Source organism: Blautia sp. LMAG:36 (assembly GCF_008680535.1).
Taxonomy (GTDB): Bacteria; Bacillota; Clostridia; order Lachnospirales; family Lachnospiraceae; genus Blautia_A; species Blautia_A fusiformis.
Map to the genome: position 1 here is coordinate 1 of NZ_NALB01000001.1, position 15,677 is coordinate 15,677.

At 45.0% G+C, this 15,677-nt stretch carries 14 protein-coding genes and 3 pseudogenes; 3 read left to right on the forward strand and 14 right to left on the reverse strand.

The features are described from left to right. Positions 1-261 precede the first annotated feature (261 nt). The 3 genes from CCC17_RS00005 (at position 262) to CCC17_RS00015 (ending at position 3,040) form a co-directional block, all read left to right on the forward strand. A complete protein-coding gene (locus tag CCC17_RS00005; protein WP_287082250.1) occupies positions 262-1,239 on the forward strand; it encodes an ABC transporter substrate-binding protein in 978 nt (325 codons plus the stop codon). 89 nt (positions 1,240-1,328) lie between these two features. Continuing rightward, positions 1,329-2,243: an ABC transporter permease gene (locus tag CCC17_RS00010; protein ID WP_118515605.1), complete on the forward strand. Its 915-nt coding sequence runs from the start codon at positions 1,329-1,331 to the stop codon at positions 2,241-2,243. Between the two features lie 2 nt (positions 2,244-2,245). Continuing rightward, positions 2,246-3,040 (forward strand): ABC transporter ATP-binding protein, encoded by a 795-nt coding sequence (locus CCC17_RS00015; protein WP_118515603.1) that lies wholly within the window; start codon positions 2,246-2,248, stop codon positions 3,038-3,040. A 163-nt stretch (positions 3,041-3,203) separates the two neighbouring features. Here CCC17_RS00015 and CCC17_RS00020 read toward each other — a convergent pair whose 3' ends face one another. The 14 genes and pseudogenes from CCC17_RS00020 to CCC17_RS00090 form a co-directional block, all read right to left on the reverse strand. Continuing rightward, positions 3,204-4,136, reverse strand: a complete 933-nt coding sequence (locus CCC17_RS00020) for a DUF5688 family protein (RefSeq protein ID WP_092068837.1) — start codon at positions 4,134-4,136, stop codon at positions 3,204-3,206. Between the two features lie 309 nt (positions 4,137-4,445). Continuing rightward, positions 4,446-4,913, reverse strand: a complete 468-nt coding sequence (locus CCC17_RS00025) for a low molecular weight protein-tyrosine-phosphatase (RefSeq protein WP_118752939.1) — start codon at positions 4,911-4,913, stop codon at positions 4,446-4,448. 352 nt (positions 4,914-5,265) lie between these two features. Continuing rightward, positions 5,266-6,534 (reverse strand): site-specific integrase, encoded by a 1,269-nt coding sequence (locus CCC17_RS00030; RefSeq protein ID WP_055054003.1) that lies wholly within the window; start codon positions 6,532-6,534, stop codon positions 5,266-5,268. A 137-nt stretch (positions 6,535-6,671) separates the two neighbouring features. Then, entirely contained in the window at positions 6,672-6,881 is a 210-nt protein-coding gene (locus tag CCC17_RS00035) for an excisionase (RefSeq protein ID WP_009266091.1), read from the reverse strand. A gap of 414 nt (positions 6,882-7,295) precedes the next feature. After that, positions 7,296-8,813, reverse strand: coding sequence for a glucosaminidase domain-containing protein (locus tag CCC17_RS00040; RefSeq protein WP_015524543.1), 1,518 nt, complete (start codon positions 8,811-8,813; stop codon positions 7,296-7,298). Continuing rightward, a complete protein-coding gene (locus CCC17_RS00045; RefSeq protein WP_015524542.1) occupies positions 8,810-9,253 on the reverse strand; it encodes a phage holin family protein in 444 nt (147 codons plus the stop codon). The genes CCC17_RS00040 and CCC17_RS00045 overlap by 4 nt, the downstream gene beginning before the upstream one ends. A gap of 92 nt (positions 9,254-9,345) precedes the next feature. Continuing rightward, positions 9,346-10,746, reverse strand: a pseudogene (locus tag CCC17_RS14950) (hypothetical protein). Then, a pseudogene (locus CCC17_RS15145) lies at positions 10,746-12,741 on the reverse strand (hypothetical protein). Before CCC17_RS15145 ends, CCC17_RS14950 begins: the two co-directional pseudogenes overlap by 1 nt. Before the next feature lie 73 nt (positions 12,742-12,814). Next, positions 12,815-13,060, reverse strand: coding sequence for a hypothetical protein (locus CCC17_RS00065; RefSeq protein ID WP_287082256.1), 246 nt, complete (start codon positions 13,058-13,060; stop codon positions 12,815-12,817). Between the two features lie 178 nt (positions 13,061-13,238). Further along, a complete protein-coding gene (locus CCC17_RS00070) occupies positions 13,239-13,667 on the reverse strand; it encodes a GNAT family N-acetyltransferase (RefSeq protein WP_015524533.1) in 429 nt (142 codons plus the stop codon). A 34-nt stretch (positions 13,668-13,701) separates the two neighbouring features. After that, positions 13,702-14,026: pseudogene (locus tag CCC17_RS14955) on the reverse strand (LPS biosynthesis protein). Positions 14,027-14,104: 78 nt separating this feature from the next. Beyond that, positions 14,105-14,467 carry a hypothetical protein gene (locus CCC17_RS00080; RefSeq protein ID WP_055052359.1) on the reverse strand — a complete coding sequence of 121 codons (363 nt, stop codon included), beginning with the start codon at positions 14,465-14,467 and terminating at the stop codon, positions 14,105-14,107. 87 nt (positions 14,468-14,554) lie between these two features. After that, a complete protein-coding gene (locus tag CCC17_RS00085) occupies positions 14,555-15,268 on the reverse strand; it encodes a phage tail protein (RefSeq protein WP_287082258.1) in 714 nt (237 codons plus the stop codon). Beyond that, positions 15,223-15,677 (reverse strand): hypothetical protein (locus CCC17_RS00090; RefSeq protein ID WP_330577255.1); only part of this gene is annotated, 455 nt, incomplete at its 5' end. The genes CCC17_RS00090 and CCC17_RS00085, both read right to left, overlap by 46 nt.

The following is a 15,677-nucleotide window of genomic DNA, read 5'->3' on the forward strand; positions in this document are numbered from 1 at the left end:
ATGTCCGGCATCCAGAACGATTTTATATGCCATGTTCATTCTCCTCGAAAACTACATTCACAATATGATATGACCTTGTGTTTTTCTCTGTGCCTGCATTTCATTTCATGCTTTATTTTGTTTTTCCGGATCTGTTTATTCAACATATTTTCGCGTTAATTCTTCTTGACTTTTAAGCGTTAAAGTGTTATATTAACACAATCAGAGTTGCATTTTTAAATAATCCAAAAAATGCAGCAATATCGCGAGGAGGAAAACAATATGAAAAAGCGTATTTTAACAGCTGTACTCGCAGCAGCTCTTGTAACAGGGACCTGTGCTGCAACAGTAAGCGCCAAAGAAGAAAAGACTTACACAATAGGTATCTGCCAGCTGGTCCAGCATGATGCACTGGATGCCGCAACCAAGGGCTTTGAGGATGCGATCACTGAGAAAATGGGGGATTCCGTAAAATTCGACGAGCAGAATGCACAGGGTGATTCTAATACCTGTTCTACCATTATCAACGGCTTTGTTTCAGAGGGGGCAGACCTGATCCTTGCAAACGCAACCGCATCTCTTCAGGCTGCAGTTGCCGGAACTTCCGATATCCCGATCCTCGGAACAGCCGTTACCGAGTACGGTGTCGCTCTTGGGATCGATGACTTTGACGGAACAGTAGGCGGGAACATTTCCGGTACTTCTGATCTTGCTCCTCTTGATGAGCAGGCCGATATGCTCCATGAGCTTTTCCCGGATGCAAAAAATGTCGGACTTCTCTACTGCTCAGCAGAGCCGAACTCCCAATATCAGGTAGATACTGTAAAAGATGCTCTTGAGAAGCTTGGTTATACCTGTGAATATTATGCATTCTCTGATTCCAACGATCTTTCATCCGTTGTTACCACAGCTGCCAATGACAGCGATGTGATCTATGCACCTACAGATAATACTGTAGCATCCAATACTGAGATCATCAACAACATCTGTCTCCCGGCAAAGGTTCCGGTAATCGCTGGTGAAGAAGGTATCTGCAAGGCATGCGGTGTTGCAACACTTTCCATCAGCTACTATGATCTTGGATACAAAACCGGCGAAATGGCAGTCAGCATCCTTCAGGATGGTAAAGATATCTCCAAAATGCCGATTGAATATGCACCAAAATTCACAAAAGAATACAACAAAGACATCTGTGACGAGCTTGGTATTAAAATTCCGGATGGATATGAAGCAATCGAAACAGAAGAAACAGCTGAATAATCGGTAAAAAACCTATTATACACTGATACAGCGAGAAGGGAGTTACCCTTCTCGCTGTTCGTGCATAAAAAAGAGGAGGATAATTTAACATGCAGATTATGAGTTTAATGACCGCACTTCCGGGAGCTGCCGCACAGGGGCTTATCTGGGGAATCATGGCGATCGGTGTGTACATTACATTCCGCATTCTTGACATTGCGGATCTTACCGTTGACGGAACTTTATGTACAGGCGGCGCTGTTTGTATCATGATGATGCTCAGCGGACACAATGTATGGGTGTCCATGCTGGCTGCAACAGGAGCAGGACTTCTGGCAGGTCTTGCCACCGGTATTTTTCATACCTTTATGGGCATTCCGGCTATCCTTGCCGGAATCCTGACACAGCTTTCCCTTTACTCTGTTAACCTGAAAATCATGGGAAAAGCAAACCAGGCGATCAATGTTGATAAATTTAATCTTTTGGTATCCCTTCGACGTGTCAAGGGTGTTGTTCTGACACAGAATACGCTTTTTATCGTAGCAATTATGATCGTTATTCTGATTGCAGTCCTTTACTGGTTCTTCGGAACTGAACTCGGATGTTCCCTGCGTGCGACCGGATGTAATCCAAGTATGTCGCGTGCACAGGGTATCAACACAGATCGTAATAAGGTTCTGGGACTGATGCTTTCCAACGGACTTGTTGCTCTTTCCGGTGCTCTTCTCACACAGTATCAGGGATTTGCAGATATCAACATGGGACGTGGTTCCATCGTTATAGGTCTTGCTGCAGTAATTATCGGTGAAGCGATCTTCAGCCGTATTTTCCGCAACTTTGCACTGAAGCTGTTAAGCGTTGTATTTGGTTCTATTCTTTATTATCTGGTACTTCAGATTGTTATCTGGATGGGAATTGATACAGACCTTCTTAAAATGCTTTCCGCACTCGTCGTTGCATTGTTCCTTGCTTTCCCATACTGGAAGGGCAAATACTTTACAAAAGCCAAACAGGGAGGTAAATGATCATGCTGAAACTGATCGATATACATAAAACATTTAATCCGGGCACCATCAATGAAAAGGTTGCTTTAAACGGCGTGGATCTTCATCTGAACGAAGGTGATTTTGTTACAGTCATCGGAGGAAACGGTGCCGGAAAATCCACTATGCTGAATGCAGTTGCCGGTGCCTGGCCTGTAGACTCCGGAAAGATCATTATCGGTGGAACCGATGTCACAAAACTTTCAGAATATAAAAGAGCCGCGTATCTTGGCCGTGTATTCCAGGATCCTATGACCGGAACTGCTGCAACTATGGGAATTGAAGAAAATCTCGCTCTTGCCAAACGCCGCGGAAAATCTCGCCTTCTCCGTCCGGGCATTACCCGTCAGGAACGAGAAGAATATCACGAACTCCTGAAGATTCTCGGTCTTGGTCTTGAGGACCGCCTCACTTCCAAAGTCGGACTCCTCTCCGGTGGCCAGCGTCAGGCATTGACACTTCTGATGGCAACCTTAAAGAAACCTCAGCTTCTTCTTCTGGATGAGCACACTGCTGCTCTTGATCCGAAGACTGCAGCCAAGGTTCTCGAGATCACAGACATGATCGTAACCCGCGATCATCTGACAACCATGATGATCACCCATAACATGCGTGATGCAATCACTCACGGCAATCGTCTGATCATGATGTGGGAGGGAAAGATCATTCTGGATATCCAGGGCGAAGAAAAGAAAAAGCTTACAGTCAAAGATCTCCTGGACAAATTCGAAGAAGCCAGCGGTGAAGAATTTTCCAACGATTCCGCACTTCTCAGCTAAACCACAAAAAAAGAACTCTTATAATAATTAGACAAACAGCATAACACATGGAAAGAACCTGGCCGGAATTTCATTCTTTATGATGGATTCCGGCCTTAATTTCTGTTCTAATACCCAAATAACGATAAACTCAAAGCACTTCCATATGTCACCTCTCTTTAGCTCATTTCAATTCCACAGAGAATTCACCACTCCTTCTGCTGTATCGATAAATGGAAGATGTCAGATAATCCTCTTCCGGAGTTGCTTTCTCGAGCGTATCACTTAGAACTTCTTTCAAATCTTCCGGATAAACCACATCCGCATTATGGACCATTACTTCATGAACACTGGTAAAAACCAGATACAGGTCTGAACCCAGAAGTTCAGAAAGACGTCTGGCTACCCCGGGCAAAAAGATTGCTGCCGCTCCATTAGTACGCTTTTCTGTACTCAGGCAATTCCCGGCAATCCCTTTATTTGGATGGTATGTTCCAAGGATATCCATGAAATTATCTCCTTCATATGTCTTATCAAACAGCATTTTTTCCCAATGATAGATTCTTGGTGGACTGATAAAATATGTATTTATTAGAGCAGCTTCGAAAACAGTATCCGCATCTTTTCCCCATTTCTCCACAAAGCTTTTCTTGATCTTTGCACTCAGAACATATCCCTCTTTTTCTCCTGCAAGATAATAAACCACTAAAGCAATATCTCCGATTTTGTGATGAACCAACTCCTTCAGTATAGTCCTGTTTTTATCTGCATTCAGAAGTCGAATAAAAAGTCTGCTTTTTACCTTCTCATAATCTTTCAGATCATCCAAATCACATAGCACACAATTTTCACTGACTTTCTTTATCTCCCCAACACAATCATGAACGATATTTTCAAAAGAATGTTCCTGACAGTACCTTTTATAAAGTTCTTCTGTATGCAACCCGCAAACTGTTTTTGCCTTTTCCATATGACCACTCTCTACAAATAGCCTATCTCCCAAACAGCCATATTTTTCTCCATCGTTTGAAAAATAAATTTCTTCTTCCTTCAGATCCATAGCCGCAAGAAGGAGCTTTCTCAGGTCCGTGACAAAAGTTTTATAACTTTTTTCCATATTTAATTTCCTTTCTGTGAAACAAAGCGGACGAATGTCCTGACAAAATCCTGTGCGCTCTCACAACGACACACAAAATGATTCTGATCTGATAACATGATTAGATATTTCTGTGGAAAGAACTTCCACTGTAGAATTGCAGAGAGCAGATTTCTCTGCTGAATTTGAGTTGCTTGCTGTATGGACAAGTATAATAGAAGCTTTCAGATTTGTAAAGAAGTTTTCATCGACAGAAAAAGCAACTTCCGCTGCCTTTTGCTGTCATACCTTTTGTATTGTTTCAGATTTGTGTCTCATTCCGAAATATCACTAATGGATTTCTCCATGTTTCTCCAGATAATCCAGAAATCCCTCACAACCTTCCTGTATATCTTCATAAGTTTCGTCAAAATTTCCTGTATACCAAGGATCCGCAATATCCCGTCCTGATCCGGCAAAAGTCAGAAACTTATAAAGCTTCTCTTCCGGGTCATTCTTCAGCATCCTGTTAAGATTACGCATATTAGCAGAATCCATACCAATAATATAATCGGATTTTTCATAATCCGCCCACGTAATCTGCTTCGCTCTGTGCGGAACCAGTGGTATTCCCACTTCTCTCAGCTTGTTCACTGTTCCTCTGTGAGGTGGATTCCCAATCTCCTCTGTACTTGTTGCAAAACTGTCGATCAAAAACTGATCTGAAAGACCGAGCGTTTTTACCTTGTGCGTAAAAACACTTTCGGCCATGGTTGATCTGCAGATATTGCCGTGGCAGACAAATAACACTCTAATCATCTATTTTTAACTCCTTTTTTATCTCAGATTATCTCGGTTTTTCCTTATTTTTCAAGCATTTGCGCACTTTTTCAGTCTATCAAGATTTTTCCCATTTCTCGGCTTATTTTGGCTTATCTCGGTATGTTTCTTCCTTCAAATGGTCTAAAATATGGTCTAAAATGGCCTCGGATTTCAAATTTAGACCAGCCGACATTTGCCGTTCTCCTATGTCTGAAATCTTTGATTTTCCAAAAAAATTTGGTCTAAAAAATTTTACCCTTTTTCAATCTGTTTTAGACCACGACCATCTTCAAAGCCTTGAATTTACTGACTTTCTAGCCATTTTACGAAATGGTCTAAATTAGACCATTTACCCCATCTTCTTGAATTTGACCTTGTCCTCCTTCATACCTAACTGCCGAAACTCATTTTCAGCTTCTGCCTGCTTCCTGGCAAGCTTCTCCACTTCTTCTCTCGCGTCATCCAGCTTAAGATGTGTATAGGTATTGAGAGTGACACTGATATCCGAATGACCCATCAGATACTGAAGTACCTTTGGATTCATTCCGGACTTCGCCATATTAGAGCAGTATGTGTGTCTGCATACATGAGGTGTAATTTTAGGAAGCTGTACACGATAAATGCTGTTGTATTTGTCAACCGCATGCTGGAAGTATTTCTCCCAATGCATTGCCACCATAGGTTTACCGTCCTTATCAAAGCATAGGAAACCAGAATAACCATCAATCATAGGTTCTACCTTCGGTGGTCTGCGATTTTTCAATATACGCTGAAAACATTCGTATACATCATCCTGCATCGGAATCACTCTTGTACCGGCATAGGTCTTTGTTGTATCAATATAGACCAATGTTCCGGTCTTCTGCAGCTGGTGATCAATATTGATGGTTCTGCTCTCCATATCCAAATCCTTAACCGTCAGCCCTGTAAATTCCGAAATACGCATCCCTGTCTTAAACAGAATGTACATACCGTCATAATACTTGCTATAGTGCGTATCATTTTTGATGAAATCAAGGAAAGTTCTTTCCTGTTTTCTTGTAATGGCCTCACGAGTGACCGCATCATTTACCACCACAGTTGCCAGTTGAAATTCAAATGGGTTCTTTCTTAATATATCATCATCCACTGCCATCTGAAATGCCGGTCTAACCACCCCTCTGATGGAGTGAATCGCTGAATAGCTTTTCTTATCCACCTGCTGCAATCTAATCAACCACTCCTTTGCATCCGACAATCTAATTTTATCAATTCGTCTTGCGCCAAAGGGATCCTTATCCAGCAAATTGATTACAGTACCATAACCAGCTCTGGTTGTATGCTTAACGCCTGTCTTGGTTGCAATGTATTTCTTCACCAAGTCAAGAACTGTCAAGCCTGCGCCATCAGGAGTAATCATATCATTCAAGTCTCTGTTGATTGCTTTCTCCTGTTCTCGTAAAGGTGCATTATCTCTTTTTCCGGCTGGGATACTATCCGTAGCTACCAATCTCCAGCTGTAAACCGTCTTACGCTTTCCATTGCCATCTATATATCGGAACTTGTATCGTCCATCCGCTTCCTGGCTCTCTCCTGTGCGAAGAATGCGATTTTTACTATCGCGTCGTTTTTCGCTCATTGAACATCGTCTCCTTTCAAAATCGGGAGAGCCTTGCTGCTTAATTCATATAGCGCATAGTATGTATCCGACTATGTATTGATAGTGTACCACAGACAAAGCTCTTTTTCCACAAGAAATTTAAAAACTTTTTTGAACTAAATCACATTCATCTGACTGTCCATATACTTCTCAAACTGCTCACGCTTAATCAGCGCTCTGTTGCCATTCCAGAGAACAAAGTCAGCATCTGAATGTTCCTGAACAAAGAGTTTCAATTTCTTGTATCCGATACCGAAGTACTCCGATGCTTCATTCAGTGTTAATGTGTATTTCTGCCACCAAGGCAGTTCTCTCTTCTCGGTCATATCGACACCTCCATAAGATAGTAAGGTTCTTCCCTTCTATCTTCCTAAGCGCCTTTTGCCGAGATAATTCCGGTGAATGACGAAAAAAGACAAAAAAATAAGACCTGCAGGTATCTCTACCCACAGGTCATGCATCACTTATTTTTCTCTTAGAAATATTAGTTCTAACAATTCCAGAATCATTCTCATAGCACTACCTCCTTCCTGGGTAGAACCCTAAGATAATATGTGGTGTACTATGTTGCCCTCCTTCCACTTTAGTGGAATATTACAAAATACCAAATTACTTTCAGTCTGTCAGTCATTTTCTCAAAATAATTATAGAATTATTTTCGGTCCAATTCAATATAAAAAGCCTGCTAGCATCAGAATCTCTCCCAACACCCACAGACTCACCACCATAACCCTATTCACTTACACTCTCTGGCAATAGTCCAAACTAATCCATCCCGCTCCGCTTTTCAATCTTCCCCATCCTTTATCAGAGCCTTTTCCTTCTCTGACTTCCATGATGGTAAATACACCCTTCCCGGTATACTTTCCAGTCTTCGCAGTATTCGTTCCAGCACTCTTCCTGATATTCAGATCATCAATGTCAACCTTTACCATGAATGGGCAATCCACATTAGAAAACTCTATATCAGAATCACTTTCAACATCAACCCCATACACTGCCTTGCCATTCCAGTCATACACAGTATATCCTTCATGTTTATCAGCCATTGCCTTAGCATTATCAAGTACAGTATAAGCACCAAGCTGAGAGCCAGCATCCTTCCAAGACTTCCTTACCCTATAATACTTCACCATAACGTCCGAAGCACCAGAATTCTTCACATCCCACTTAGTCAGATTCCATCTTTCGATGATACTGCAGAGCTTTTCCACATAAGTAAGACTGGTAGCATAACCACCGTCCTTAATGATCTGCACTGCTTTCTTATAATCTGAGCATCCTTTCAGCCCGTCATATCGGAGCTTCTCTCCATTCTTAGCGCCGAGCAGATAAGCACTGTGATCCGCAATGGAATCCTCTACATTCGCATATTTTCTGAATTCCGCTGTAACTGTCACATAGCTTCCATCTGCCTTCTGCTCCTGTGTCTTCTTTTTATAAATGCTCACACCATCCCAGACCGAACCACTCCAGGTATTACCGGAAAGTGACTTCTTCATTCCAAAACAGTTATTGGCTCCCAACGCAAGCTCACTCTTTCCATAACCGCTCTCCAGAATAAACTGAGCCATAGACACCGAAGCAAGAATCCCTGATTTTTTCTGATCTGCGGTAAACAGGGGGCCAACCTTTGCAAGCACCTGTTCTTCTGTCAGCCCCTGAAATTCCCCGGCCTGCATCCCTGATGAAATCACTTCCACATTTCCGCTGCCAAGTCTTGAAGTAACCTTCGCAGCCAGATCTCCCAGTCTCGCATAAAGCCAGTCTCCAGGACAGCTCTTATTCGCAAACCACCGGTGCACGGTAATGAGCATTTCATCCGCCTTCGGCTGATAATTCAGAGACTTATTTTTATCACCAAACCAAAGCAGTTTTTTCTTTCCATTTCTTCTGCAGATATCCTCACACAGATCAACCAGACGGTCATAAACCACCTGATGCATAGCATACGGTTCCTCCTTGTCAGAAGCACATTCAATCGTCACTGCCCTCTGATCATTCGCATTACTGGACGTACACCAGGAGCGATTCTTCTCTTCCACATACAATCCGATCCGGCCATTCTTATCAATTCCATAATTCGAAGAAGCCTTGGTAGAAGATTTATGAAACCAGTCCCCCAGACCTTCTGCTGTACACTGACCTACTACACAGTGCGGCGATATTCTGTCAATCTGCTCCGTTCTCAGTCCGGAATGGTTCGGACTGAGCAACGTATACGCCACCAAAGAACTATTACTGTATCCCATAATCATTCACCTTCTTCCTCATCCTCTGATGCATCATCGGAGACTCCCTCACTTTTGTCATGCAGCTGTTCCAGCACATCCTTCATCTTCTGCGGGATCGGCAGCCCCAGATGCCCTGCATTCTCCAAAAGGCTCACACCCTCATTGGAAATATAGAAAAAGATCACCGCTGTCCTCAGCACAGATCCGTTCCCGATCACAGCCACATCCAGAATATTCGCCATTCCCACCAGCAGAAAAATCAGCACCTTCCTGCAGATCCCCCGGAATCCCACCTCACTGGAAAGCGTATGGTCTGCAAAAGCACACATCACCCCGGTCAGATAATCGATCACCACAAAAGCGATCAATGCATACAGAAGCCCGTCACAGCCTCCCATAAACCAGCCCAGCCATCCTCCTACAGCCATAAAAACCATCTGAATAAAGTTCCAAAATTCCTTCATGCCAGAATCCTCCTCCCATGAAAAAAGCAGTCCTCATTTCTGAGAACTGCCGTAAATAAGTTTTCTATCTTCATGCCCTGCGGCAGAAAGACCTACATTGTTTCCTCCGTCAGCGTATAGGTGATCTTCATGGTCTTGTCCGTATTCTTCACCACCGCTGATGAAAGATTATTAATACTTGCCAGATAAGGCGTCAGAAGGTACGCACACCTGTGCTCCTTTCCGTAACTGCCGCCCCACATAAACACAAAATTCTTATACTGGAACAAAGGCGTTGCCATAGCTTCAAACCTTGCGCTCCCCTGTGTCCTGATCACCCTGTCATCTGCCGTGATCTGGAAATCTCCTGCCACGATCATGTCCCCGAGAAGCGTCATGTACACCTCACAAGAACCAGCCTCGCCTAAAGATTTCAGCTTGGAAGTAAAGCCCAGCGGGATCAGCGTCACATCCGCTGAATTTGCAGTATTGATCTTATAGACCCCCTTTTTATCATAGGAAGGCACATACAGATACCCCTTCCTCACACAGCATTTTACATTCCGCTCCGGATAGGAACCGTCCTTTGCCCTTGTACCCACTTCCGAAAGCTTCGCCTTGGACAGTGTCCAGCTTCCTTCCGTAAAGGAATAATCCTTTTTGGAGATCCGGATCCACACCATCTTCGCATCCCCGGAAGCATTCGGCTCATTGGAAAATCCATACCAGTATCCGTCATGTCCGTCCATAAATTCCCCGTACTTCGTATAATCCCCCAGGAACGTAAAACTTTCCGTTGTCAATGTCTGTTCCTCCAGTACGGTATACGTGGTATCATCCAGCTTCTCATTCAGCCCGATGTTAAACACCGGGATCCGGATCTTCGTAATGGTCACACTGGAACTCCCAAAGGTGATGGAATACAGCAGGTTCTTTTCAAAATCCAGCTCCCACTGCCTCAAACAGTGTCATCTGCCTCGCCTTCGGGACATCCCCGATATCCACCTTTTTCAGAAGCAGGAACGTGCTGGCATCCCCTGCCGCACTGCCAAAAGCATTCTGCCCGCCCAGGGCACTGGTCAGTGCCACCGCTGCAATATTTCCATTCCCCTGGCTGGGAGTAAATTCCCACACAAACTTATATCCATTGTCCAGCTTCTTGCTCTCCGTCTGGTTCAGGCTTCCTCTCGCTACATCAGAACCGGAATTTACATTATTGGAAGCATAAGCCACCGGCAGGTTCTTCCCCTGCTTCGTAAATATGATCCGCCTTTTCTTCCAGCACTGCCGGAAACAGCAGGATCCTCCGATCATGTTCGGGCAGATGGGAAGCAGCGTCCCGTTCCACAGAACAGAATTGTCATACTCGCCGCTGGCTTTCAGATAAATCCCCATGGGATTCAGCCCCAGAATATTATTCACTGCCTCCGTGATCATGTCGTCTCCTGCACGGTTTCCACCGCACCCGTATTCGTATCGGTCAGTTCAATGACCATTTCACCTTTTAACTTCATCACACACCCTCCATTTCTACAGGCCTGCAGAAACCGCTGATTCCCGCTCTCTCAGCAAAATACACCTCAAAGCCTCTGTTCACCGTCTCCTTCATCTGCATGGACAGCGAATCCCGGAAGCCATTCACATTCAGGCCTCCGCCAATGGCAAATCTCGTGGTATAATCTTCCACCTCAAGCTTTCCGTCCCAGGCTTCCCCTGCAGCCATAGCCTGTCCGCTGACAGAAGCAATGCAGTCTCCCACATCAACCGTCCCGCTGCCATTCTCCATCCAGAGATACACATTGAACGTATTCGTATAATTGGCTACGATCTTCTCAATGGGATAATACAGTGACAAAATATGTTTCCCGGAATGCCAGGTCTCCACCGGACAATGCTCCACAATCTCCTCATTATTAAATTCAAAGACCCACATACAGAACGCCTGTCCGTCTTCCTGCCACTTCACCGGCAGGCTCACATCCACAGAAACCTCCGAACCACCCCTGATCCGGATCCGGAATCTGATCCACCAGAGACATCATCCGTACTCCCTGTATTCTCATTCCCGGAAGTATTTCCAGCTTCATTCCCTGCCACATCATTTTCAGAATTTCCTGCATCCGATGTCTCCCCGGTTCCATCAGAACCACCCGTACCACTTCCAGTTCCGCCGCTTCCGCCCGGAAACGGAATCACCACAGTCCCCGGCAGCCTCCGCAGATCTCTCCGCCGGATCCGCAGCCACATCCACAACAACCTGTGCAAAAAACTGCATATGGTTTTCCTCAGAAGAAGCAAACTGAATACTGATCAGCTTTACCTTAGTCTGCCCTATCTCATGCGCGGAAGCATTGGTAAACGTGTGGATTCCCGATCTTCCCCGTCTTCGCATTGTCTTCAATCTGGTTCAGCAGCCCCCGAAATATTCTTGTCATTCCTTGACTTCGCCTGAGCCAGCCTTGGGTTCTTCCCCACACATTTCAGGCTCTGCTTTCCCCCGATCTTCTGCCGGATGGAAGTGATACAGGTGATCTGTCCCTCATCCGCCTGTCCTCCCGCAAACGTCAGTACATCCCCCGGATCCAGTGCAGGGTTCCCGATGGTATCCGAATCAAACGGCACATACCGGATCACAGACAGATCTGCCAGGATATTCCTGCACAGCATCTCCCTGGTCTCCTTTAACCCAAACTGCAGAAGCGGATTCACTCCCAGATTCATTGTCAGCCCGTTATCCGGATCCAGAGCATAATACTCTGCAATCTGCGTCTGCTTATTGGTAGAACTCACTGCCGGGTACCTAGTGATAAAATCCGAAAAACTGGAAGAAAACCGGTGTCTCTGCTCCACCTTCATCACAGGATCCTTCCCGTACTTTCTCAGTTCCAGTTTTCCCTCCCTGTTGATAATAAAGAAACCTCCCAGAACCTGTGCCACATAAAACAGCACGTCCCGGCAGGTCTCAATATCATTTTCAGTATAAACAGAAAGCGTCACCCCGCCATTCGGCATGGCATCATCTCCGCCCTCTTATTCGCAAACTCCACTTTGCATCTCTTACAGCACAGGGCAATAAAATCATAAGCAGTCCCCACAGTCTCAAACCCGTTGAAACTCTTATCAAACCGCAGCATAAAATCATAGGCTTTCAGTTCCAGGCACTTCGCCAGACGGTTCGCCTCACTGACCTCAAAAACTCCCATCGGCACATCTTCCACAGAACCATCCGCCAGCACCAGATGAAACACCAATGTCACCTGGGCATCCTCCAGCGTATACCTGTCAATGTCACTCAGAAGCGTGATCCCCATCTCCGCAGCATACACCGTTCCCAGCTCAATCTCCGTACTTCCGCAGCACTGCCTGGAAATATACCCGGAACCCTTCACAATCTCCTTCGCCCCGAACTCATACGTCATTCCGCCCCTGGTAACGATCGTACCCGTCCAGAAATATTTCCTTGTATTACTCCTGACTGCCCTCAGAAAAGCATCCGACACAGGATACATCCCGCCACCTCCATTTCCCACGAAAAAAGCACCAGCCAACCAGGTGACCGATGCCTTCGTAAATATAATCATCCTATCTGTTATAAGTCCAGTGTTTCAAATACCACTCATGCAGTTCTTCTGTTGTCTTACAGCAGTCTGCGATTTCTTCCCCATGTGATATCCACTGGCAGGTTTCCCGCCGGAATGTATCAATATCCAATGCATAAAACTTATATGTTCCGCCCCGCATATGCATCACTTCATCATCACACTGGAACTCAAAATAATCATCCCCGTCCAGAACAGCCTTTCCCGTCAGGTTCCACACCCTGACCACGGAGGACCATCATCCCCCGGAACACAGAAGGACAGCCTTCCGTCTTCCAGAATAACAGGAGCCACTGGCAATATTTTTCATCCGCGGCATATATGGCTGTTCAAACCAGTAAGCTTTCTTCTCATTCCATTCTTCTTCATCTCCATGATAGCCACCTGCCCTGCAAACTTGAAGTTGTCTATATGCTCCAAGTCATATAGAACTCTTTTTCGTCTGTATTATCATCAATGTTCTCTGATTGAATTTGGAATTGTTCCCTCTGATAAAAATGCACTGCCCTTATATTCTCTTGATAAACACTCAAACAAAGTGTAGATTTTATCCTTTTCACATAGTCCAATAATTGCTTTCCAATTCCTTTTGACTGGGCAATGTCTTTTACGAAAAGTCCTTCAATATAACTATCTGTTAATCCAATAAACCCGTCAATTAGTTTTGTATCATCATCTTCATACACATATAACTCTGCATTAGGCAAAACTTTTTTTACCATCTCATAATTACTTATCCAATATTCTTTAGAAATAAAACTATGTGCTTTGATATTTGTGCCAAGCCATATTTCCATAACAACAGGCAAGTCACTTTCTCTATATGTTCTAATCATCGAATTTCCTCTATGAAACTGGGATTTGACTTGCCTATTTTCTTAAAATCTCATGTGGAGCTTCTATTTCATTTGCCAAGGTATGCTCTGTTAATTCTGACATCAATTTCAATTTTTCATTAATCAATGGTCGCATACAATTAGGAACATGTTCCTGATGCGCTCTGTGGATTGCTACACCATTCCTTACAGTTTCCGTGATAACGACAGGCTTTCAGGCAAGGACAGTGATCTTTGTCTTTATTACTCCTTACGAAATTCCGCTGCAAATTCTTCTTGCAGTCTCAGCCCCTCGACACGGTTTCCCTTATGAAATTCTACCATTGCATCCAGTTCTTTCTGGTTCCTTCAATCTTCATGTTATTATAGCGCCTCCATTTCAACTATTCCTCATTTTCTGACAAATACCGATTTGATTCTCCCATTATACCATCTCGCTACATCTCCTTCAACGTAAAGCTCACCGTCCAAAGCCCCTTATAACTGGTATCCTTTTTCAGCTTCGCCTTATACCCAGTCACATACATCTCCGCCAGTTTCAGTTCCGCTGTCTCCACATCAAAATACTGCACACTGATCTTATCCTTCTTCGCATACCCTGCCAGCTTCTTAAGCCACTTCGCAGTCACAGAAAACGACACGGGGATCCGTGCAACCCCATGCCGCACCACATCCCTCTGTGTCGTTCCCGCCTCTGTCTCACCGCCGGAATCCGCTTCCACATCCTCCAGCTCCACCTCATAAGAATCCGGAAGCGGCAGGTTCTCCCCGTCAAACACAAGATACTGAAAAAAAGCCATCCTATCTACCTCCGCTCCTCAGACTCATTCTCTGCTGTGCCGTCACGATCACCTCATCCAGCAGCTGGTTTCCCAGATAAACAGGAATCACCAGATCCCCTGCTGTCCCTTCTGATCTTCCAGCACATCCTTCAGCGCCGCCACAATACCAGCCGTCAGATCCGCACTGCCGGACGATCCCGTACCGGTCATCACACTGCTGTCTGCCACAGCCATCTGCGGCGAAACCACCATATCCGCAGCCACACTGTTCACAGCCGCCTTCACCATTCCCCTGCTCTTCTCAATGCCCTCAGCCAGACCACTCATAAAGTCAGGCATCCAGCTCTCAAAATCCGTCAGAGGACCTTCATCCGGCACAGAGAAATGCAGATGGGAACGAATAGTATTTGCCACATCCGTCACCGCATTGGCAACTGCACCAATACAGCTCCGGATACCATTTACAATGCCATTGATGATATCCGCACCCCACCGCCATCCGGCAGATGCAAGACCTGTAATATAATTCACCGCATTTCCCAGTCCATCCCGGATCGTATTATAAATACCGGAAATCGTACCCCGGATTCCGGACCACATGGCATTAAAAGCACTGGAAACCGTATTCTTAATCCCGTTCACCACAGAAGAAATGGTATTCCTGATTCCATTCCACACGGAATTGACAGTACCCCTGATTCCATTCAGCACGGTAGAAATAATTGTCCGGATCCCATTCCAGACCGTAGAGATCACCGTCCGAATTGCATTCATCACCGTAGTAATGACTGTCCGAATCCCGTTCCATGCACTCTGCAAAAAGTCCGGATCCCGTTCACCACATTCGTAATGACAGACCTGATCCCATTCCAGACAGAACCCAGAAATGCTGAAATCGCATTCCACACTGTCATAACCGTTGCACGGATTCCATTCCACGCTCCCACAAGGAAAGTAGAAATTGCAGTGACAACCGTAGTAAACAGTGTCTTAATCCCAGCCCACAGACCGGAAAAGAAATCCCTGATGCCATTCCATACAGCCACCGCCGTATTCCGGATCCCGTTCCATGCGGAAACCAGAAACTGGGAAACCGCCGTCCATACCTGGACAGCGACTTCCTTAATCTCATTCCACAGCCTGATCCAGAACTGCCGGAACTCTTCATTCGTATTCCAGAGATAAATAAAAGCCGCCACTAAGGCTGCAATGGCAGCGATCACAATGG

What these genes read in the sequence shown, in the direction of transcription:
- CCC17_RS00010 (WP_118515605.1), top strand. Translation starts at nt 1,329, where the DNA reads ATGCAGATTATGAGTTTAATGACCGCACTTCCGGGAGCTGCCGCACAG.
- CCC17_RS00035 (WP_009266091.1), bottom strand. Translation starts at nt 6,881, where the DNA reads ATGACCGAGAAGAGAGAACTGCCTTGGTGGCAGAAATACACATTAACA.
- CCC17_RS00020 (WP_092068837.1), bottom strand. Translation starts at nt 4,136, where the DNA reads ATGGAAAAAAGTTATAAAACTTTTGTCACGGACCTGAGAAAGCTCCTT.
- CCC17_RS00025 (WP_118752939.1), bottom strand. Translation starts at nt 4,913, where the DNA reads ATGATTAGAGTGTTATTTGTCTGCCACGGCAATATCTGCAGATCAACC.
- CCC17_RS00040 (WP_015524543.1), bottom strand. Translation starts at nt 8,813, where the DNA reads ATGATTATGGGATACAGTAATAGTTCTTTGGTGGCGTATACGTTGCTC.
- CCC17_RS00005 (WP_287082250.1), top strand. Translation starts at nt 262, where the DNA reads ATGAAAAAGCGTATTTTAACAGCTGTACTCGCAGCAGCTCTTGTAACA.
- CCC17_RS00045 (WP_015524542.1), bottom strand. Translation starts at nt 9,253, where the DNA reads ATGAAGGAATTTTGGAACTTTATTCAGATGGTTTTTATGGCTGTAGGA.
- CCC17_RS00080 (WP_055052359.1), bottom strand. Translation starts at nt 14,467, where the DNA reads ATGGCTTTTTTTCAGTATCTTGTGTTTGACGGGGAGAACCTGCCGCTT.
- CCC17_RS00070 (WP_015524533.1), bottom strand. Translation starts at nt 13,667, where the DNA reads ATGATTAGAACATATAGAGAAAGTGACTTGCCTGTTGTTATGGAAATA.
- CCC17_RS00030 (WP_055054003.1), bottom strand. Translation starts at nt 6,534, where the DNA reads ATGAGCGAAAAACGACGCGATAGTAAAAATCGCATTCTTCGCACAGGA.
- CCC17_RS00015 (WP_118515603.1), top strand. Translation starts at nt 2,246, where the DNA reads ATGCTGAAACTGATCGATATACATAAAACATTTAATCCGGGCACCATC.